The following is a 19,437-nucleotide window of genomic DNA, read 5'->3' as shown; positions in this document are numbered from 1 at the left end:
AATCGATAGCCCCACATCAGTGGGGCTTAATCGTTAACCACCGCGAGACATTTTCTCAATTTTTTTATCCGTATTGTATTGAGAAAGCGCATAAACCGACCAGATAGCCGCAGGGATCCAGCCAATTAATGTGATTTGTAGGATAAGGCAGAAGATGCCAGCAAATGGGCGACCAATCGTGAAAAATTGTAACCAAGGTAGTAATAACGCCAGAATAAGTCTCATAAAACCCCCTCTATTATTCGAAATTTCAGTTTATCAATAATTAAATCAATAGCAAATAACAAGGAATATTGCATTTATTCAGGGTGAAAGTTTGCTTTTGTAGTGTTCATACCAAGGATTGAATTTATGGCGGGAGCATTAGGTAGATTAAATATTGATTTGACGCTGAATACGGCAAATTTCACAAATGCGATCAACCGTAGCCAGCGCCAAACAGAACAATTTGGGCAAAGTATTCGCGTCAGTCTTCAAGCTATCACCGTACAACAAGAGCGAATGGTATCACAAACCGCAAAATCCTCGGCGCTTTTTGCCCGTTTTGCGAGTGTCACCGCAAGTGCATTATCCATTCATCAAGTAATTAATTATGCTGATAGTTGGACGGAATTACAGAACCGTTTAAAACTGGTGACAGAAAGTTCTGTCGAGTTAAATAAAGCCACACAAGCAGTCTATGGCATTGCCCAAAAAACCTATCAATCATTGGATGCCACAGCACAAGTTTATCAACGTTTTGCGGATAATGCCGATCGCTTAGGATTAAGTCAGCAAAAAGTCGCTGAACTCACGGAAACCGTCTCAAAAGCCGTGGCGATTTCGGGAGCAAGTGCAACCGCAGCCCAAGCGGCATTAACTCAATTTGGTCAAGCATTAGCCTCGGGGCAGTTACGTGGCGAAGAGCTAAATTCAGTGATGGAGCAAACCCCTGCGTTAGCGAAAGCCATCGCTGACGGAATGGGTGTCAGTGTGGGTGAACTAAGGAAGAAAGCCCAAGACGGTGAAATGACGATTGAGAAAGTCATTCAAGCCTTAGAACGTGCAGCCGACAGTGTGGATAAAAAATTTGCTACCAGCGTGACAACAGTTAGCCAAGGTTTTACCAATCTTCAATCGGCGATGACAAAATTTATCGGTGAAGCGAATCAAGGTACAGGTGCGACTCAGCTTTTTACCACAGGGATGGCCACTCTTGCCGATAATCTATCGTTAGTGGCTAAAGTGGTTGAAGGGATCGCCGTCACGGCATTGGTAGCAAAACTCTCTCAATGGACGAAAGCCACTTATCTGAAAAATCAGACAACATTGAATGAGGCGAAAGCCACATTACAGAGTGCAGAGGCAAACAGTGTGACAGCAACCAGTGCCATGAGGAAGGCATGGGCGGATAAAGAAGCCGCTACATCGGCGCTCAATAGAGCCAAAATGGAATATCAAGTTGCTAGAGGCACTAACGCGGAAAAAATCGCACTCGATAACCTTATCGCCACAAAATCACTCGCAAGAACAGCCTCGCTAAATTATACACAGGCATTAACCGCCGAAAATGTTGCTCAACGTGCATTAACGACCGCTCGGCGTCAATCAACGGTGGCGGGGCGAGCACTTAACAGTGTTATGGGATTAGCGGGTGGCCCTATTGGATTAGTGTTGACTGGTGTGGCGGCATTGGGCATGGGATTGTATGAATACAGCGAAAATGTCAAACAAGCCAAACTCGAATCGATTGAATTTGCTCATTCCCTTGATACATCAACAGAAGCGTTAAACAAAATGAGCAATGCCACGTTAGTGGCGAATTTAAGCAAAGTTTCATCGGGCATTAACGCGCAATTGGAGAAAATTGAGGAACTTAAACAACAGGTTATTTCCTTACAAGGTCTATCAAAATACAGCGTTGAGAGTGAAAAGGCGTTTACTGAACAAGGTGTGGGGGATTTATACCTTAAACGAGTAGCTGAAAAGCAAAAAGAGCTTGATGCTGCGATGGGAATATATGCAGAGCAAGTTAATAACTTAGAGCGTCAGCGAGCCAATATGCAAAATATGTTGGCGACACTCAAAGAAAAAGTGGGCGATCAAGCTCCTGAATATAAACGCTATGCCACTGAGTTACAAAATGTTGATGCCGTTATCAATTCACTTAAGGCGAGTTTAAAGAGTTTAGGCATTGAATATGAATCACTCATTGATATCACGCTTCAGGCGACAAATAGCCAAGTGAATGCCGCCACGGCGATTGCTAAACAGATTGATGAATCGATTGAAAAATCGCAACGTTCAGTGGCAAAAGCGCAAGCCACAGGGAAGGCATTAGCGAAATTAAATGCAGAAGATGTATTGGCCTCACGCAAAATTACGCCAGATATGCAAGGCTACGATAAAGCCTTACAAGCGGAAATTGAGGCACAACTGGCACTGCAAGCCAAACGGGCGTATAAGCCCAGTCATAAATCCACCATTGATTATGCCAAACAGTACACCAAAATCTTGACAGAATTAGAGGAAAAACAAGCCTCACTGATTGCGGATGGACAAAGCATTCAGCTGTATGGCACTACCTCTTCTTTTAATGAGTACACATCCGCCTTAGCTGATATCAAACAGAACAAAGATAAGTTTGATGCCATCTTAAAAATCGATCCCAACGCCATTGAGACGATAAAAGAAAAAGCGAAAGCCATTGATGACTTAGCGCGAGCCAACTCGGTTGCGCAATTTGCTTATGATCGCGGTAAAGAAATTGAGCAGATGCAATTTGAAACTTCCTTGATAGGAAAATCGCGCGCAGAGCAAGAAAAGCTCAATGCCCTTCGTCAGATTGATGTGCTGTATCAGCAAGCCAGTGTGGATTTAGGCGAAAAAGAGCTGGTGAACTTACAACGCAATGTTGAACTCACTAAACAGCAGATTGAGGCAGAGCTGAGGAAGCGAGAGGCCATGAAAGGCGATCCGATGGCGGGATTAAAACAAGGCTTATCGGATTTCAGTGAGTCGGCCATGAATGTGATGGAGAACGTCAGAAACATCACTACCAATGCGCTGAATAATATGTCTGATGCATTAGCCGATTTTGCTTTAACGGGCAAAGGAAGCTTTAAAGATTTTGCCAATGCGGTGATCTCCGATATCACTCGAATGGTAATGAAAATGCTGATTTTCAAAGCCATTGAAGCAGGCGGGCAGGCAATGGGCTTTGATATGGGATGGATGAGCAAAGGGCATGCTTACGGTGGCTATACGGGGCATGGAGGAAAATTCGAACCTAAAGGGATTGTGCATGGTGGTGAGTTTGTTTTTACCAAAGAAGCTACGGCTAAATTGGGTGTCGGCAATCTCTATCGCTTAATGCATGCGGCGCAAGGTTATGCTTCAGGGGGCTTTGTGGGGGCGGTCGCAGGACGAATACCCGTTACACTGCAACCGACGTTAGCCCGTGCAGGTGGTGTGCAAATGACGGTCGTTAATCATATTACAGTGACAGGAAATGGTGACGCTGTACTTGCGCAGGCAATGAAAGAAGCCGCACAACAAGGGACAGAAGCCGGCGCACAGAAAGCTCACGCGATGATGTTACAAGACTTTCAAAGTAATGGCGCAGCACGCAGAACATTAGGAGTCTAAATGTCTATTCTTGAATGGCCAAAAGAGGTGATCCCCACACAGGAAAACTGGCAATTATTGAGTAACAGCAAAACCTTTACCTCGCCGTTTAATGGAAGTAGCCAAACGGTACGCTTTCCGGGAAGTCGTTGGCGTTGTGAGCTGACATTCAATAATTTAAATGAAGAGAAATCGCGCCAGTTAGAAGCGCTGGTGGCTTCATTGGATGGCATGTCGGGGCGAGTCAAAATAGCCAGTTGGATAAGAAAAGGGCGTTATGGGTATGGTTCGCCTCGTATTGCAATACCGAACCAATTAGGTAATCGGCTAGAAACAAAGGACTGGAAGCGCAATATGCGCGTGTTACAGCAAGGGGATCGCTTAACTGTGGGTAATGAACTCAAAATGGTGGTGGCGGATGTGGTCAGTGATAATCAAGGCCGTGCGATTATTCTTATTTCGCCGATGTTAAGAACGTCACCTACTGTTAATGAAATGCTTGAGGTTGAGCGTCCTTTTGGGGTTTTTCGGCTTGTTGATAATGAACAGGGTAAATTTCAGCATCGTCGATTGGGGTATACCAATATCACGTTATCTTTTGAGGAGGTGTTGTACTAATGCAATATCATCCATTTTCTGACGGTATGGTAAAAGCAATTAATGAGGGGGCTTATATTGTTTTAGCCGCCAGACTCGATTTGAAATCAGGCGTCACCTGTGCGCATACCGGTGTTGGGCAACTGATTATTGCGGGGGAAACTTACTTGGGCGTGGGCAGTTTAGGTGAAATCAGTCAGTTGAAAGAGAATAAGACAACCAGTCCTCCACAATTACAGCTTAAATTAGCGGGTTTTGATAAATCGTTGGTGGGAATGGTGATGAATGAGCAAAGTCGAGGACGCGAAGTCCGGTTGATGATGGTTGCCATCGGCGAAGAGGGGAAACCGTTGCTTGCTGAAGTCTTATTTGTCGGACAAATCACATCTATCAATGTGGTGTCTGGCGAAGAAAATGCCGTATGTGTTAATGTTTCTAATCGATTCGAGCGATGGTCAATCGGGTTACCCGATAGATTCACCGATGAGTCGTGGTCATCTCGAAGACAAGGTGATCGTATCTTTCGTTATGTTGCTCAAATGGCTGAACGGGCTATTTATTGGGGCAGTAAGAAAGATGCACCTGCATTTATTTATAAATAATCCTATTGCTTTGTTAAACCCACTTTTGTGGGTTTTTTGCTATTTAAGGTCAGTACATGAAACAACCCAACTGGACACTTAAATTACCCGAAACCATAAGGGCGGCAATGAGTCGCCCTTTTTCATGGGGTGAATTTGATTGTTGTATTTTTGCCTCTGAATGTATTTACGCACAATGCGGTTTCTCTCCGATAAAGCCTTATCTCAATCACTATAAAACCAAAGCCGAAGCCTTCAACCTGCTCAAATCTAAATTTGGCTCCTTAGAGAAAGCCGTATCACGCTATTTCAAATCCATTGAGATTGAGCGCGTTCAGCGTGGCGACCTCGTACTGTTTGAAGGTGAGGACGGTGACAGTTTAGCGGTGGTCTGGGCGGGGCATTATTGGGGCGTAACGCCACAAGGCGTGAAGCCAGTGCAGATTAACCCAATCAAAGCGTGGAGAGTGGAATAATGGGTGGGAGTGGTGGATTAATTTCAAAAGTCGTGGGTGCTGGCTTAATGATTGCGGGGCTATTTACCGGAGGCGTCACCTCTGCGATGGGCATGGCGCTGATGGCGGCAGGCGTCGCGGTGCAAGTCGCGGGTTCGCTTATCTTTAAGCCAAAACTGCCTTCCATGAATTATCGAGATACGGGTGAACGCAAACAGATGTTACGTTCATCGTCTGCGCCTGAAACCGTAATTGTCGGAAAAACAGTGATATCAGGTTTGCTTTTCTTCGCAGAGGAAGAAACTGGCGAACAAGATGAAAATGAAAAAATCACACTGGCATTGGCACTTGCTGGACACCCCATAGAGAAAATTGGGAAGATCTGGTTGGGGGATGATCTCATTGAGACTTTTGGTGATAAAGCCTCATGGGAATTACATAACGATAGGGAAGATGTCGATCCCTTTATGCTTAAAAATTGCCCGTCATGGAAAGAGGATATGATTGGTCGAGGTCTGGCGTGGTTACGTGTGACACTCACGTTTGACCAAGAAAAATTTCCTTATGGATTACCCAATGTGAAATGTGAAGTCTGGGGAAAACATCTGTTTGATCCTCGCACTGGGCAAACTGCATGGAGTAATAATGGGGCTTTAGTCATTTTGGATTATTACCGCCATTATTTAAAAGTGCCTGATACGGATATTGATTTTGACAGCTTTAAACAGGCGGCCGATTTATGTGATGAAAAAGTGAATCTACCAGAAGGCGGATTTGAGTCGCGATATACCCTTAATGGTGCCTATGACTTAAATGAGAGTCCATCCAGTGTCTTGGAAGCGATGCACAAATGCATTAACGCGGAGCCGACATTCACCGCAGGAAAACACGGTATTCAAATCGGCGCTTATTATGGGCCGGCAATAAAAACCATTACCGAATCACAATTGATTGGCACTGTCACGTGTACCCCTGAAACAGGCTTAAAAGACGCGACCAATGCGGTGTATGGCACATTTATTGATGCCGAACAGTTGTACACAAAAACCGATTTCACGCCTGTGATTGTGGACGAATGGGTGAAAGAGGATGGCTTAGAAATTCGAGAGAATATCGACTATCGTTTTGTCACCAGCCCTTATCAAGCCCAACGATTAGCCCGCCAATATCTCCGTAAAAAGAAAGCAGGAAGACGGGTTCAACTCACTATGAACTTAGACGGCTATGCTTATCGTCCGGGGGAAGTTGTGCTTTTAGAATTACCGGCTTTGGGGATTAGTGGGCTGGAATTTCGTATTGCCGAATGGGCATTTCATGCTTTAGATGGTGTGACTTTAACGTTGGAAGAGGATGGTGCCTATTTATATGAAGATGTGATTGGCAAGTCTTTCGAACGTCCGCCGTTTGTGAGTTTACCCACAGGTGGTGTTGCTTCACCGATTAATCTTACCTTTGTTCCACTTGCTGTCAGTGACATCGTGCAAGGTACACTTTCTTGGCAGAATGTGGCGTCTGATGTGCGTTATAACACCGTTACTATTCTCCAAGAAGGCAATGTTATTCAATCTATTCAGGTGCCGGCTGAGCGTGTTGATATTAACGGATTAGCGCGAGGGACTTATCGTGTTGAAGTCAGAGCAACAAACGTTGCCGGCGCAATGTCGGCACCTGCTATCAGTGACTTTGCCATTCAAGCGCCACCGCCTCCTGAGCATATTGATGTTACCTCGGGTTTATTGAACTTGACTGTTACACCCAAACAAGGGGATACAGCGGTTTTTGGTCGCACTTTTGAGTTTTGGTTCAGTGAGACGCCATTGATGAGTGTTGCTGAGAACGATGTGATTGCTCATGCCCGTAAAGTCGGGCAAGGGCATTCTTGGACACAAGAAAACCTGAAAGTAGGATATACGTATTATTTTTATGTTCGAACAATCAACAGCTATGGTAAATCACCGTTTGTGGAAGCTTCTGGTGTTTGCTCTTCTCAAACCGATTTAATTCTTGAAGAATTAGCTGGGCAAATTAGTCGAGATCAACTCGCACAAGACCTATTGGGTGAAATTAACAGCAAAGCTAACCAAATCGATATTACTGAATTACATGAGCTAATGAGGATAAATCACGACAAGCTTTTAGAGGAGTCAATGAGGCAAGGCGCGACGATTGAAGAAAGTGAAAAAAAACGGGAGGAATCAGAAAAATTACTGGCTGAGCGGATGAATAAAGTTTCAACGGCAACAGAAGCACAGGCCGCCACAATTAAACAAGAGCAACAAGCGCGTATTGAGTCTGATCAAACCGAAGCGCAACAACGCCAATCTTTAGCGACACAACTTCGTGGTGATTATACCGGCAATGATTTATCTAAAGTCACCGCAGGACTCATTTCCGCAGAGAAACAAGCACGTGTTACAGGCGACCAAGCAGAAGCGAAAGCTCGACAATCACTGGAAACACGGATGAATGGGAATGTTTCCGCGATTAATAAATCACTAGAAACCCTCACCTCGAAACAGCAAGCCCAAACGCAAGAGATTTCAACGCTTAATTCAACTCTGAAAGGGAAAGCTGATAGCAGTGCGGTAAATGCGTTAAATACGCGGGTGTCGAATATCGATGGCAAAGTCACCTCCGCAACCTCTCAAGTACAAGCGTTATCCAGCAAATTAGAGACGGTAAAAGCCGATTTAACGGGATCTGTGGTGGTGGATTTAGATTTATCAAAACTTAATGAAAACACCTATTATCCGGTGATTTTGCCATTAGCGACCTCTCGTCGTTATGCCTTTAAGGTCTTTAGAACTTTAGGGCAATATTCAGACAATAAACCCAGCTATGCGACTCACAGCACCAAAGGTTTTGCCATGATTGTGGAGTGGCAAGTCAGTGGTTCTGGATGGGGAACCCAGTCTGAAAACCGCATCATTGATAATTTTGATTGGCGATGGATAAATCAATCTCCTGTGATGGGGCCCGCTCAATTAACGAATAGCTCTGTGGAATATATCTATTTGCGAGGAGGGGCAAAATATCAGTTAACTAAACACAAAAGTGTTAACCATCAAATTATCACCAGCACTTACACCACTAACAAACAATCGGTGGCGCCAAAGGGGTTTGTGGCGAATGAAGTACCTAAGTCCAGCGAACAGAAAGCCAATGCAACGGCGAATGCGGTAAACCAACTTGAAACTAAAGTAACTGAGGTTTCAGGCAAAGTTATCTCTACCGCCCAACAAGTGACTCGCTTAGAAAGCCAAGTGGGTACAAGTTCAGCCAAAATCGAACAAACTTCGAAAGTGGTCACAGACATAAATGGCAAAATTTCGGCATCATGGACAATGAAAGTTCAGCAAGATAGCAAAGGGAATAAAGTCATTACTGGCATTGGTTTAGGGTTTAATGCGCAAGGAAATAGCCAGTTTCTGGTCAATGCCCAAAACTTTGCAGTGATATCGTCATTAAACGGCAAAGTGGTGACACCGTTTGTGATCCAAAATGGACAAGCTTTTTTCAATGATGCGTTATTTAGCAAGGCAACTATTGATAAGTTATCGGTAGGCAAAAAGATAACCTCTACTAATTATTTAGCGGGCAAGAAAGGATTTAATATTGATGCCACAACAGGGAATGTGGAATTAAATGATGCGGTATTTCGTGGACGGTTAGATATTAACTCAGGAGGGACAAAAGGGCGGTTAGTGATCACAAATAATACTATTTATGTTTATGATGAAAATAATAAGTTGGTTGTTAAATTGGGCTACTTGGGTTAGTCGAATTCGTCTTCATAAAAAGGTCAATAAAATGCCATGGGGATTAACAATTTATAATGATAAAGGCGCGGTGGAAAACATCACCAGTTCATCATTTGTGCTCGATTTTATTAAAATAACGGAAGATGGAAGTAAGCAATATACTGTTCCTAGTGGGTTAACATTATATGCGACAGCTATTGGTCGGCATAGTATTCGCACCTCTGTTTCTGGTAATACGGTTTATTGGAAATCCAATATAACCTCTCCATCGATGGATGGTATTATTATTGTGGGGTTAAAATAAATGAGTAAATATGGTTTGAAAGTATTTAATGGAAAAAATGAAGAGTATTTAAGTACATTAGAATCATTTGTTTTTTTTAAACGCATTAATAATATTAAAAAAGGAAATTATAATACAGGAATAAAAGAAACGGATGATCCGCCAATGGTCTTTTCAAGATGTACAGCCATACAGTCGGTTATTCCTGCTTCAATTTTGGTTATAAAAAAGGATGGATATTGGAATATTACTTGTCAACAAAACGGTGATGTTCTTTTTGAGTGTTATTTATTCGTCAGAGCCTCATATTATAATAAAGCCAAACCTCAAAAATGGGGGATTCAGATATTTAATAATGACAAGTTGCTTCAAATCTCAGGAGCAAGACCATTAAGAATTCAGTCCATCACTGGGTTTTCTAATGGTAGACCGATTGGTAATGAATTATCGGTAGGTATCCAATGCGCTTCACTGTGTCGAGTTATCGGTTATTACTCTACACCAACATCTCCTTATCAACATGCCGTTATTGAAGTGGGAAGTTGCGGTTCAGGCACTAAAATCGTACCAATGCGATGGCAATTAACGGTATTGCCGGGGCCTAGTGCAAACTCAAGTACGGATGATTTAGTGCAGTATATTGATATTAAGGACTATCAATAACGAATTGTGAAATAATGAATTTTATATTTAATTCTCATGCTGAATAGCGAATATAAATAATTAGTAATTTTTGATGAATAAGAAATTGTTGCTAATGTGTTTAAATAATGCGGATGAATGGTGTGTTACAACTTGTATCAATATATGAATTATATTTTATATCCACAAAACTTGTATTGGGAGTAATAAGGTTCAAAAGAATATAATTCAATTATATTATTACAAACAATTATCCTAGCCAAAATTTATAAATACAATACAATACGTTATGATTTGAAGTAATTTGAAGAAGGTCAGATATGAAAGATCAAGATATTAGATGTGCAGTTCATCATAAGTTATTGAAAGATTCTCATTTAGATCCTAATTGTCTTATAGTTGATGAATTTTCTATATCACTTGGTGCTAGTAGAGCAGATATTGCTGTGATTAATGGAATTATTCATGGCTATGAACTAAAAAGTGAGAGTGATTCTCTAGATCGTCTACCTTTTCAAATTCAACATTATTCATCAGTTATGGATAAAGTTACACTTGTTGTAGCCGAAAAACATCTGTTGGGAGCTTTGAAATTGATACCTGATTGGTGGGGGGTAAAAACAGTTTCTGTTGGGGCTAAAGGAGCAATCCATATTAAACATTTGCGCAGTGAGAGGTTAAATCGTCAGCATAATTCTTTAATACTTGCCCAGCTTCTCTGGAAAGATGAGTGCATTGATATACTACAACGATGGGGCTGTTCTAAAGGATATAAAAGTAAGCCCCGTTTTGAATTATGGAATATAGTTGCAGAAAAAATCCCTATTTCTGATTTAAGATTTGAAATCAGAAATGCGTTAAAAAAACGAGTGGATTGGAAAACTAAGGTTTAGAGGGGGAAAATAGAGCCAATTTAGTTAGTTGTGCGACAACTAGCTTTAGATGATGAGTATGAGCAACTTTTCTCCACTCTTTCGAACCACCTGATTTGTTTGAGCCAAGAGCTCTTTGATTAATATAATTGTCTCCCCAGCTAAATTGCGATCCATAAATTGCATAGATAGGGGAATTGATGAGAATGTTACAAAGATTTTTTGTTTGACCCCAGCCATTACCTCTTACAGCAGTTCCTTTAACAAAGATCCATGATGTATCATTTGAATATCTCACAGCTACGTATTGTGACATAAATCGAGGATCGATACTGGTAATTGTAGAACTTGCCGTTGGATAATCACTAAAACTAGGCGTTCTATTTAAAGATGTTTTCTGGATAACATAAGACCAAAGATCATATTCGTGTCTTGGAATATGATAAATTTGATGTTGAGGTATTCCTGCCTGAGAAACTGGATATGCTGTGGAAGAAATAATTAATGATCTCCACTGGGCTTGACCAGCAAGTGTATTAAATACGCTTAAGGCTTGTTGCTTAAGGTTTATATTCGCATCTTGAATATCACCGAAATCAATTATTATATCAATTAAAGATGGAGTAAGATTAAATTGATTAATGAATTGACTAAATAGATGCCATGTTTGCGGATTGATTGAAACTGCAAGTCCATTTGTTAAATTACGTTTTGTTGCATTAATGTAATTTGAAGATGATACAGGTGAGATGACTGGTATAATTTCTTTACCAAACGATTTTGCATCCTGAATGCATATATCTAGTGGATGGTGGTGATTTGTTCCATGTTCATCTAAGTATTTTACATCGAGCAATATAGGGCGGTTTGCGATCCATGAAGATGCTAAGTTAGTTCCAAAAGTAGATAAATATAAATTAAGATTTTTTTTATAACATTCGTTTTCATAATCCCAGTCAATATCAGGAATGGTTACGATAGGGGTTAACCTGTCGAGTGTTGCCTGATCTAGTTCTGCAAGTGATTCGTATTCTGCTGGTTTCCATTTTAGCTGAGGGTAATAGTGATGGATATTCATTATTATTCCTTATTATATTTATCTGGGTTTTTAGAATGGATAGGATATGTTTTCCAATGCATAAAGCTACTATACCTATGAAAATAAGGAAAAAATTGAGGTAGATCGAATTTTAAAGTAATAGTGTTGATTGTATGTATAAACTGTGAACTTAAGTGTGAAAATTAATTTTATTTATGCTTTTGAGGGGGTGTATTGTTTATTACTATGTTATTTAGCAAATATCAGTTTAGTTATGTTTATGATACATTCTATACATTGATTCGGAGTAAGATATAGATGTCTATATCTATATCTATATCTAAATCTAAATGAGTAGGTATTTTTTTAAAATTTTGTGTTTTCTTGTAGATAAATTAGAATTCGAGTTTAATCATAAATTTTTGCTGTATGAATAATCTTAAAGGTCAGTTTCTCGTTTTTTCTATAACAATAAGTTTTTTAAAAGAAATTCATAGTAATTGGCTAATGAATAATGAAAATTACTATGTAATTGAATCAAATTACTCACATAGTGATATGTTTGTATTGTGTATATAGTATAGATTTTAACTAAGTAGGTATGTCTATGTGCTAGTCTTATTTAGTTAAACACGCTGAAATAATGATGAGCTAAACTAAAATTTTAAATATCGTGAATGGATAATGCCACATGTTAGGAGAAATCACAGTAATTTAGCAATAAAAATAGTAGACAAACTCTGTTTTAAATGAGAATTGTATATGAACATGTTTTGGGGCAATATTGCAATTTTTTTAATACTACATATTTATAATTAAATTTTTACAGCACAGTATTATCCTTACGTAACTGGTTGTTTAATATAACTAAATGTATCTTACAAAGAAAATGTATGTATTTGCAGTATGTTATTTCTAATAATCATGTGTATTTGGCTGAAAACCGAGACAAAATGCTTTTAAATGAACGTATATATTAGTAGTATGCAATTACAAGCAGAATAAAAAAATTTAACTGAATTATTTGAAAGGTGAATACCTACAATGGAAAGATTAAAAATACAGAATTTTGTCACGTTACATGACATAGAGCTTGAACTGAAAAAATTGAATATATTGATTGGTCCTCAAGCATCAGGTAAAAGTTTGGTAGCAAAAATCATTACTTTTGTTAAAGATATAAGAAATATTACAGTAGAGTATCTACGTGAAGATAGTGGTGTATCGTACCTTGAATTATTAGAACAAAGATTTAAGAGAATTTTCCCAAGTTATACATGGGAAAAAAAATTGTTTGAAATCGAGTATGTAAATTTATCAACAGACTTTTCTATTAATATAAAAAATCAAGGAAGTCGATTGGTATTTACTTTCGGTGAAATTAGTTTCATAGATAAAATCGCATCATTCTCAGAGTATTTATTTAAAAATAAACCTAAGGATGATGAAGAAAAGAATACTATGATGAATGGAATAATGAATAAATATATTATGGCAGAACAATTTGTCAAGGATGTTCTAAATCTACCTCACTCTAGACCATGTTATATTCCTTCAGGAAGATCATTTTATTCGAGTGTACAAAAGTCTTTTTTCAATATTACATCAAATGATCTCAATGTCGATTATTTTATATCAAGATTTGGTTCAGATTATGAGTTAACAAAATCATTTATAGCTAATGGGGTTTTTGAAGAAAGTAATCCTCCTTTAAAATTTCGTCATTTAGTTAATAAATTATTGCAAGGTAAAATTGAAAGAGATAGCGAAGGAGAGTGGATCTCTAATGATGAAAATAAAATAAAAGTTAGTCATTCTAGTTCAGGACAGCAAGAAAGTGTTCCAGTTGTCACATTTTTATCAGTGTGGCCGTTTTCTAATATCAATTATTATTCTAACTTAATAATTGAAGAGCCAGAGGCTCATTTATTTCCAGTTGCACAAAATATTATAATAACATTAATTGCAATGGCTTTCTCTAATAAAGATAGTATAAATTATACTATAACCACTCATAGCCCTTACATTATTTCATCACTTAATAATTTACTACTTGCATCAATTATTGTGAAAGAACATCCTGAAAAAGCAGAAATGGTGTATAAATTAGTACCGAAAGAAGCAATATTAGATTTCAATGAAGTGGCTGCATATCAAATAAGTAAAGATGGTATTAAATCAATTCTTGATGAAGAACAGCACCTTATTAGTTCTGATTATATTGATAATATATCCAGAGAAATTTCTGGTATCTTTGATAATTTATTAGATATTGAATTTGAGGGGTAGTTTAATTTATGTTAAGTTTTGACAATATCCTTGAATCTCCTCACTGTACAAAAAAAATGGGAAATATATCTTTATCTGAGCAACGAAGTAGTTTGCTAATTGCTAACAAAGGATGTTGCATGTATGAGATAAAAATTGATGGTGGATTAATACCTTATCAAGTAGGTCAGAAGAAATGTGACTATTTAGTAATACGTGATAGTGATAAAAAATATATATTTATTGAGTTAAAAGGAACAGATATTAAGAAAGCAATGGCACAGATAATCTGTACTATTGATCAGATAAGTATAAATAGCTCACCAAGATCTGGTTTAATTATTGCACGAAAAACACCAATGGAAGGTGGCTCCGAACAAATATTAAGAAGAAAAGCGAGAAAGGATCATGGATTAGAATTTACAATAAGAAGTTCTCCATATAGAACTAAAGCTGATAGTATTTAATTCAAACGGTAATGGGCTGTTAGTATTTTTATCATGTTAAAATTCAAAGAATTTTGAGGCTTTTATTGATAAATTAAAACTACTTGTACGATAAGTAGTTTTAATTTTTGTTAAAAAAGTAATTGAACAGATTTAACCCATTTACAGAAACTTAATTCATGATAATCATTTAAAATAGCCTTCCCCAAAACCACCCCAGTCCAAACTAAAAATCAACCAGTTACATACAAACCAAGATCACATAAAAAACAAGTTATTACCTCAATAATTATAATTTATTTAATAAGTTACTTAATTATTATGGGTATAATGTTACGCCACATGGGGTGGACAGAAGCTGCTGACTTAATCATTAAAGGTATGGAAGGCGCGATTGCTGCTAAGACTGTAACTTATGATTTCGAACGTCAGTTAGAAGGCGCTAAACTGCTGAAATGTAGCGAGTTTGGTGACGCGATTATCAAACACATGTAATTGTTGATTTGATAAATAGTTAACGGGAGCTTATTAGTTCCCGTTTATTTTTTGTACTATAAAATTCTTCCCCAAAATATCCCCAAAACTCTTCCCAAAAATTGTTCAATTAAACAGCAATAATTTGCCATTCTTTGCCTCTATCGTCGTGGTATTTATCGGTCATATTTTGTGTTTTATGCCCCAATAATTTTTGTGTATTAATTCCTTGTTCTCTATAAAGTCGCTCGGATAAAGATCGTTGCTCATGGAAAGTTGGTGCCGTACCTTTTTCCCAAGTTAACCCACATTTATCTCGCGCTTTTTTAAACGTTGTGGTTAACGTATTTGGCGTGACTTGTTCGCCTCGTTTTGCTTGTGCGGTAGTATGTCGATAATGCACGAGATATTTACTCAAAACTGCGTCACGACATTGAGCAACAACATCTCTTAAGGAGAGATTGATAGCCTCACATTTTAGCGAGAGAGGGATGGCCAACTAGTTTTATTTAAACTAAAAGTCGAGGTTCGATACCTTGATGGCGGCCTAATTAAATATAAAGCTTCTCATCTATTTTTTATTTTAATCTATAGAAAACTTGATATTAGGAGCATAAACTCTTAGGAGTTATTATGACAGGACTAAATCAAACAAAAGTAATTAGTCGAGTTTTACAATGGATTAGTAGTGTTGGCCTGATATTACTTGCAATTATTTTAATAATTTTTTAGTTAAAGAAACTATTATCCTTGCTAATTTATTGTTTACAGTTAGTGATCCAGTTTCAATTTATTTATTAGTTGATGGACTTATCATTTACTTTCTTTATTTTGAATTTATTGCATTAATTATTAAATATTTTCAATCAAATTATCACTTTCCATTGCAATATTTTATTTATATTTCAATAATTGCGGTAATTAGGTTAATTATTGTTGAACATAAAAATCCTCAGTTACTTATTGTTTACTCAGGAACGATACTGCTACTTGTTATTGCATTATATATATCTAGTGCTGAAAGATTGAAACCTAATTAAATTTATAAAAGTAGTAAAAAAAGCATAATCTTACTAATATGAATACAGTTATGATCCACTATAATCAGATTATATGAATGTTTCATATGAGGTAGTAAGAATGTTTAACTCTGTTACAGATATTCACAAAAATAATTTTGTTGGTAAAAAAATTATTGTAGGGATTAGCACTTGTTTATTAGGGAATAATGTTAGGTTTGATGGTGGTCATAAGCGCTTTCATCTTGCCGTAGATGAACTATCTGATTATTTTGAATATCAATCGGCTTGTCCTGAGATGGCTATTGGTTTACCTACACCAAGACCCGCACTAAGATTAGTTAAATCAAATTCAGGAGAAATTGCATTAAAATTTAGTAACGGGAGTGAAGGTGATTTAACTGAAAAGATGAATCGGTATTCTGTTGAGTATTTAGAGAAATTTAATCAGTTTAGTGGGTATATTGTTTGTGCAAAATCACCAAGTTGTGGATTAGAGCGTGTTCGTGTATATGATCCTATTGGTAATGGTAACAGGAAGGCAGGGACGGGTATTTTTACAGAAAATCTGAAAAAAATGATGCCTTGGTTACCAATAGAGGAAGATGGACGATTGAATGATCCTCATATAAGAGAAAATTTTGTTATACGTGTATTTGCACTGGATGAGTTGAATGAATTGAGAATGAACGCATTTACTCGTCAGTCTTTAATCGATTTTCATACAAGATATAAACTGCTCTTATTGGCTCATTCACAACCTCTTTATAGAGAGTTAGGTCGCTTTATTGCTAATAATAAAGAATGGCATTCATTGGAAGCTTTTTTTGATGAATATCGAAATAGATTTATGACATTATTACAGTACCAAGCAACACGACGTAATCATACCAATGTTCTTATGCATATACAGGGGTATTTTAAGCGCTATTTAACACCAAATCAGCGACAAGCATTAAGTCAATTGATTTTAGAATACCGTCAAGGAATACAGCCTTTATTAGCACCTTTAACATTAATTAATCATTATCTATCAGAGTATCCTGATAATTATTTGAGTAAACAGCGATATTTTCATCCTTATCCTCAATCCTTAAGATTACGTTATGGATTATAATAAACTTATTGATAGGAGGAAAACATGATACGTTCTTTTGTCATTTTTTTAAGTTCATTTATTCTTACTGGATGCAATGTTATTCCTCCGAGTGACATTGAGCCTGTTAATAATTTTGATCTATCACGTTATCTTGGGCAGTGGTATGAGGTCGCTAGAATAGATAATCGTTTTGAAAAAGGCTTAACGAAAGTTACCGCAAATTATTCATTACGAGATGATGGTGGTGTTAAGGTTATTAATCGAGGTTGGAGTCAAAATAAACATCGCTGGAAAGAAAGCATCGGTAAGGCTTATTTTGTTGGTTCATCTAATAAGGGTGCATTAAAAGTATCATTTTTTGGTCCATTCTATGGTGGATATAATATCATCAAATTGGATAAAAATTATCAATATTCTTTGGTTGTAGGGCCAGATAAAGATTATTTATGGATATTATCACGTACACCGACCATGCCATCAAATTTGTTGAATGAATATATTAATTTTGCAACATCATATGGATTTGATAGTAACAGGATCATAATATTTTAATAAAAAGGTATATAACTGAATTTAAATACTATCTAATTTGATGGTATTTAATTATGATTTGAAAATGCCTATTCGTATTATCCATTATAATAACACTGGTAATGATTATTTACACCTAAGAGCATGGGGATTTATGAGTTAGTGTTATCCAGGCCAGTTGTTTTGTTTTTATTGGTGAATAAAATGTGCATTTTTCTGATTTTTTATTTATATCGTTCTCGATTTTAGTTGTTTGTTTAACTGACTGATTTTTATCATCATTAGTTATTATAATGAAAGTAATTATAAAAAATAAAGAAATAAGAAATAAAATAATATATCGCACTTGATTACTCCGTTTCATAAATATTATTTATTATTTTATGAATAAATTTATAAATATGTACAGTAATAAATAAGAATTACTATATTTTTATAAATCATCTCGAAAATCTCTTAATAATTTCTCTTTATATTAATCATTAATGGACACTCCTCTGGGGGTGACTATGCGTATGGATAAATTAACCAATGTTACCTATGGAACAGCAGGCCTAACGGCCTTTTTTGCCAGTCTCTCTTTATATGAATGGGGATTTGTTATTGGGATGGCGTTTAGCATGGTTCTTGGTTTAGCTACTTATTTTATGACTCGTCGAGAAGCGGAGTCAGCACTATGTTATGGAGAAACCTTTAATCATCATCATCGCTGGTGGTATTTATCTCTTGATTGATAACTCATGTACTAAAGACCAAGTTAGTTTAGAAAAACGTTGTCAGATTGCATTCTCACATCATCGGTATTAATTATGAGATACGGGAAACTCTATGCCATCATCGCGATGGTAGGCATCATTGTGGGTGGCTATTGGGTGATTAACAGGCAAGCTAACAGGATTAATCTGTTGATAGAAAAAAACAAAGAACTAACGATTGCACTCGAAGAACAGAAGTCTATTAACACTAATTATCAAGCACGCATAATGCGATTAAATTAGTTGGATATTCAATATACGCAGGAGCTAGCGAATGCTAAGAATGAAATTAGTCGGTTGCGTGATATTAGCGAGCGTCATCCTGAGCGGGTGTATATCAAAGCCGAGTGCCCCAAAAGCAAAACCACTCCCGCCACCAGCTTGGCTTATGCAACCACCGCCCGACCTACGGACACCGTTATCAGAAATTATTGGTTACTCAGAGAACGAATTGCAGAGTCAGAGCAAATGATTAAAGGGTTGCAGAGCTATATTGAAGCAGAGTGTTTATATTAATTTAACCCTCCTTGTGCATTTATAAAGTTTTCAGCAATAATATTTCCTAATTCATTTGGAATCGATAGCCCCACATCAGTGGGGCTTAATCGTTAACCACCGCGAGACATTTTCTCAATTTTTTTATCCGTATTGTATTGAGAAAGCGCATAAACCGACCAGATAGCCGCAGGGATCCAGCCAATTAATGTGATTTGTAGGATAAGGCAGAAGATGCCAGCAAATGGGCGACCAATCGTGAAAAATTGTAACCAAGGTAGTAATAACGCCAGAATAAGTCTCATAAAACCCCCTCTATTATTCGAAATTTCAGTTTATCAATAATTAAATCAATAGCAAATAACAAGGAATATTGCATTTATTCAGGGTGAAAGTTTGCTTTTGTAGTGTTCATACCAAGGATTGAATTTATGGCGGGAGCATTAGGTAGATTAAATATTGATTTGACGCTGAATACGGCAAATTTCACAAATGCGATCAACCGTAGCCAGCG

At 37.5% G+C, this 19,437-nt stretch carries 17 protein-coding genes and 3 pseudogenes; 16 read left to right on the top strand and 4 right to left on the bottom strand.

Annotation, left to right across the window (positions count from 1 at the left end; translation table 11 throughout):
• Nucleotides 1-33 precede the first annotated feature (33 nt).
• A complete protein-coding gene (locus GWI97_RS06710; protein ID WP_004242485.1) occupies nucleotides 34-225 on the bottom strand; it encodes a YqaE/Pmp3 family membrane protein in 192 nt (63 codons plus the stop codon).
• Nucleotides 226-351: 126 nt separating this feature from the next.
• Here GWI97_RS06710 and GWI97_RS06705 point away from each other — a divergent pair, with 126 nt between their 5' ends.
• From GWI97_RS06705 to GWI97_RS06670, 8 genes are all read left to right on the top strand, one after another.
• On the top strand, nucleotides 352-3,627 hold the full coding sequence (locus GWI97_RS06705; protein WP_161751888.1) for a phage tail tape measure protein: 3,276 nt from the start codon (nucleotides 352-354) through the stop codon (nucleotides 3,625-3,627).
• On the top strand, nucleotides 3,628-4,224 hold the full coding sequence (locus GWI97_RS06700) for a hypothetical protein (protein WP_099073696.1): 597 nt from the start codon (nucleotides 3,628-3,630) through the stop codon (nucleotides 4,222-4,224). It begins immediately after the preceding gene.
• On the top strand, nucleotides 4,224-4,805 hold the full coding sequence (locus GWI97_RS06695; protein ID WP_020946072.1) for a hypothetical protein: 582 nt from the start codon (nucleotides 4,224-4,226) through the stop codon (nucleotides 4,803-4,805). The genes GWI97_RS06700 and GWI97_RS06695 overlap by 1 nt, the downstream gene beginning before the upstream one ends.
• 56 nt (nucleotides 4,806-4,861) lie before the next feature.
• Entirely contained in the window at nucleotides 4,862-5,260 is a 399-nt protein-coding gene (locus tag GWI97_RS06690) for a DUF6950 family protein (protein WP_116672766.1), read from the top strand.
• Nucleotides 5,260-9,018 carry a phage tail tip fiber protein gene (locus tag GWI97_RS06685; protein WP_161751887.1) on the top strand — a complete coding sequence of 1,253 codons (3,759 nt, stop codon included), beginning with the start codon at nucleotides 5,260-5,262 and terminating at the stop codon, nucleotides 9,016-9,018. Before GWI97_RS06690 ends, GWI97_RS06685 begins: the two co-directional genes overlap by 1 nt.
• A 31-nt stretch (nucleotides 9,019-9,049) precedes the next feature.
• On the top strand, nucleotides 9,050-9,304 hold the full coding sequence (locus GWI97_RS06680) for a hypothetical protein (RefSeq protein WP_161751886.1): 255 nt from the start codon (nucleotides 9,050-9,052) through the stop codon (nucleotides 9,302-9,304).
• Nucleotides 9,305-9,946: a hypothetical protein gene (locus GWI97_RS06675; protein WP_161751885.1), complete on the top strand. Its 642-nt coding sequence runs from the start codon at nucleotides 9,305-9,307 to the stop codon at nucleotides 9,944-9,946.
• Between the two features lie 299 nt (nucleotides 9,947-10,245).
• Nucleotides 10,246-10,818, top strand: coding sequence for a sce7726 family protein (locus GWI97_RS06670; protein ID WP_161751884.1), 573 nt, complete (start codon nucleotides 10,246-10,248; stop codon nucleotides 10,816-10,818).
• Here the strand turns inward: GWI97_RS06670 and GWI97_RS06665 are convergent.
• Nucleotides 10,808-11,875 carry a beta family protein gene (locus GWI97_RS06665; RefSeq protein WP_161751883.1) on the bottom strand — a complete coding sequence of 356 codons (1,068 nt, stop codon included), beginning with the start codon at nucleotides 11,873-11,875 and terminating at the stop codon, nucleotides 10,808-10,810. The two genes, GWI97_RS06670 and GWI97_RS06665, sit on opposite strands and share 11 nt — an antisense overlap.
• 1,005 nt (nucleotides 11,876-12,880) lie before the next feature.
• Between GWI97_RS06665 and GWI97_RS06660 the strand changes: the two genes are divergently transcribed.
• From GWI97_RS06660 to GWI97_RS18520, 3 genes are all read left to right on the top strand, one after another.
• Nucleotides 12,881-14,125 carry an AAA family ATPase gene (locus GWI97_RS06660; protein ID WP_161751882.1) on the top strand — a complete coding sequence of 415 codons (1,245 nt, stop codon included), beginning with the start codon at nucleotides 12,881-12,883 and terminating at the stop codon, nucleotides 14,123-14,125.
• Nucleotides 14,126-14,133: 8 nt separating this feature from the next.
• A complete protein-coding gene (locus tag GWI97_RS06655; RefSeq protein WP_161751881.1) occupies nucleotides 14,134-14,571 on the top strand; it encodes a hypothetical protein in 438 nt (145 codons plus the stop codon).
• A 174-nt stretch (nucleotides 14,572-14,745) separates the two neighbouring features.
• Nucleotides 14,746-15,045 carry an isocitrate/isopropylmalate family dehydrogenase gene (locus tag GWI97_RS18520; RefSeq protein ID WP_337247647.1) on the top strand — a complete coding sequence of 100 codons (300 nt, stop codon included), beginning with the start codon at nucleotides 14,746-14,748 and terminating at the stop codon, nucleotides 15,043-15,045.
• A gap of 109 nt (nucleotides 15,046-15,154) precedes the next feature.
• Here the strand turns inward: GWI97_RS18520 and GWI97_RS06645 are convergent.
• Nucleotides 15,155-15,523, bottom strand: a pseudogene (locus GWI97_RS06645) (tyrosine-type recombinase/integrase); the annotation flags it as partial.
• 134 nt (nucleotides 15,524-15,657) lie between these two features.
• On the opposite strand from GWI97_RS06645, the pseudogene psiE reads away from it, so the two are divergent.
• The 5 genes and pseudogenes from psiE to GWI97_RS06625 all read left to right on the top strand — a co-directional run bounded on the left by psiE (nucleotide 15,658) and on the right by GWI97_RS06625 (nucleotide 18,944).
• Nucleotides 15,658-16,064 (top strand): annotated as a pseudogene (gene psiE, locus GWI97_RS06640) (phosphate-starvation-inducible protein PsiE).
• A gap of 100 nt (nucleotides 16,065-16,164) precedes the next feature.
• Nucleotides 16,165-17,160, top strand: coding sequence for a YbgA family protein (locus GWI97_RS06635; protein WP_087802831.1), 996 nt, complete (start codon nucleotides 16,165-16,167; stop codon nucleotides 17,158-17,160).
• A 24-nt stretch (nucleotides 17,161-17,184) separates the two neighbouring features.
• Nucleotides 17,185-17,694 carry a lipocalin family protein gene (locus GWI97_RS06630; RefSeq protein WP_087802833.1) on the top strand — a complete coding sequence of 170 codons (510 nt, stop codon included), beginning with the start codon at nucleotides 17,185-17,187 and terminating at the stop codon, nucleotides 17,692-17,694.
• A 488-nt stretch (nucleotides 17,695-18,182) separates the two neighbouring features.
• Nucleotides 18,183-18,407 carry a hypothetical protein gene (locus GWI97_RS18190; RefSeq protein ID WP_198631811.1) on the top strand — a complete coding sequence of 75 codons (225 nt, stop codon included), beginning with the start codon at nucleotides 18,183-18,185 and terminating at the stop codon, nucleotides 18,405-18,407.
• A gap of 75 nt (nucleotides 18,408-18,482) precedes the next feature.
• Nucleotides 18,483-18,944: pseudogene (locus GWI97_RS06625) on the top strand (lysis protein).
• Between the two features lie 92 nt (nucleotides 18,945-19,036).
• Here the strand turns inward: GWI97_RS06625 and GWI97_RS06620 are convergent.
• Entirely contained in the window at nucleotides 19,037-19,228 is a 192-nt protein-coding gene (locus GWI97_RS06620; RefSeq protein ID WP_004242485.1) for a YqaE/Pmp3 family membrane protein, read from the bottom strand.
• Between the last annotated feature and the right edge of the window lie 209 nt (nucleotides 19,229-19,437).

The organism is Proteus sp. G2300, from assembly GCF_009915965.1.
Taxonomy (GTDB): Bacteria; Pseudomonadota; Gammaproteobacteria; order Enterobacterales; family Enterobacteriaceae; genus Proteus; species Proteus vulgaris.
This window is presented reverse-complemented; position numbering and strand designations above follow the sequence as displayed.

Excerpts from the sequence above, each read along its gene's own strand:
- GWI97_RS06680 (WP_161751886.1), top strand. The coding sequence starts at position 9,050 with ATGCCATGGGGATTAACAATTTATAATGATAAAGGCGCGGTGGAAAAC.
- GWI97_RS06660 (WP_161751882.1), top strand. The coding sequence starts at position 12,881 with ATGGAAAGATTAAAAATACAGAATTTTGTCACGTTACATGACATAGAG.
- GWI97_RS06710 (WP_004242485.1), bottom strand. The coding sequence starts at position 225 with ATGAGACTTATTCTGGCGTTATTACTACCTTGGTTACAATTTTTCACG.
- GWI97_RS06695 (WP_020946072.1), top strand. The coding sequence starts at position 4,224 with ATGCAATATCATCCATTTTCTGACGGTATGGTAAAAGCAATTAATGAG.
- GWI97_RS06630 (WP_087802833.1), top strand. The coding sequence starts at position 17,185 with ATGATACGTTCTTTTGTCATTTTTTTAAGTTCATTTATTCTTACTGGA.
- GWI97_RS06705 (WP_161751888.1), top strand. The coding sequence starts at position 352 with ATGGCGGGAGCATTAGGTAGATTAAATATTGATTTGACGCTGAATACG.
- GWI97_RS18190 (WP_198631811.1), top strand. The coding sequence starts at position 18,183 with ATGCGTATGGATAAATTAACCAATGTTACCTATGGAACAGCAGGCCTA.
- GWI97_RS06675 (WP_161751885.1), top strand. The coding sequence starts at position 9,305 with ATGAGTAAATATGGTTTGAAAGTATTTAATGGAAAAAATGAAGAGTAT.
- GWI97_RS06670 (WP_161751884.1), top strand. The coding sequence starts at position 10,246 with ATGAAAGATCAAGATATTAGATGTGCAGTTCATCATAAGTTATTGAAA.
- GWI97_RS06620 (WP_004242485.1), bottom strand. The coding sequence starts at position 19,228 with ATGAGACTTATTCTGGCGTTATTACTACCTTGGTTACAATTTTTCACG.
- GWI97_RS06690 (WP_116672766.1), top strand. The coding sequence starts at position 4,862 with ATGAAACAACCCAACTGGACACTTAAATTACCCGAAACCATAAGGGCG.
- GWI97_RS06665 (WP_161751883.1), bottom strand. The coding sequence starts at position 11,875 with ATGAATATCCATCACTATTACCCTCAGCTAAAATGGAAACCAGCAGAA.
- GWI97_RS06700 (WP_099073696.1), top strand. The coding sequence starts at position 3,628 with ATGTCTATTCTTGAATGGCCAAAAGAGGTGATCCCCACACAGGAAAAC.
- GWI97_RS06655 (WP_161751881.1), top strand. The coding sequence starts at position 14,134 with ATGTTAAGTTTTGACAATATCCTTGAATCTCCTCACTGTACAAAAAAA.
- GWI97_RS06685 (WP_161751887.1), top strand. The coding sequence starts at position 5,260 with ATGGGTGGGAGTGGTGGATTAATTTCAAAAGTCGTGGGTGCTGGCTTA.
- GWI97_RS06635 (WP_087802831.1), top strand. The coding sequence starts at position 16,165 with ATGTTTAACTCTGTTACAGATATTCACAAAAATAATTTTGTTGGTAAA.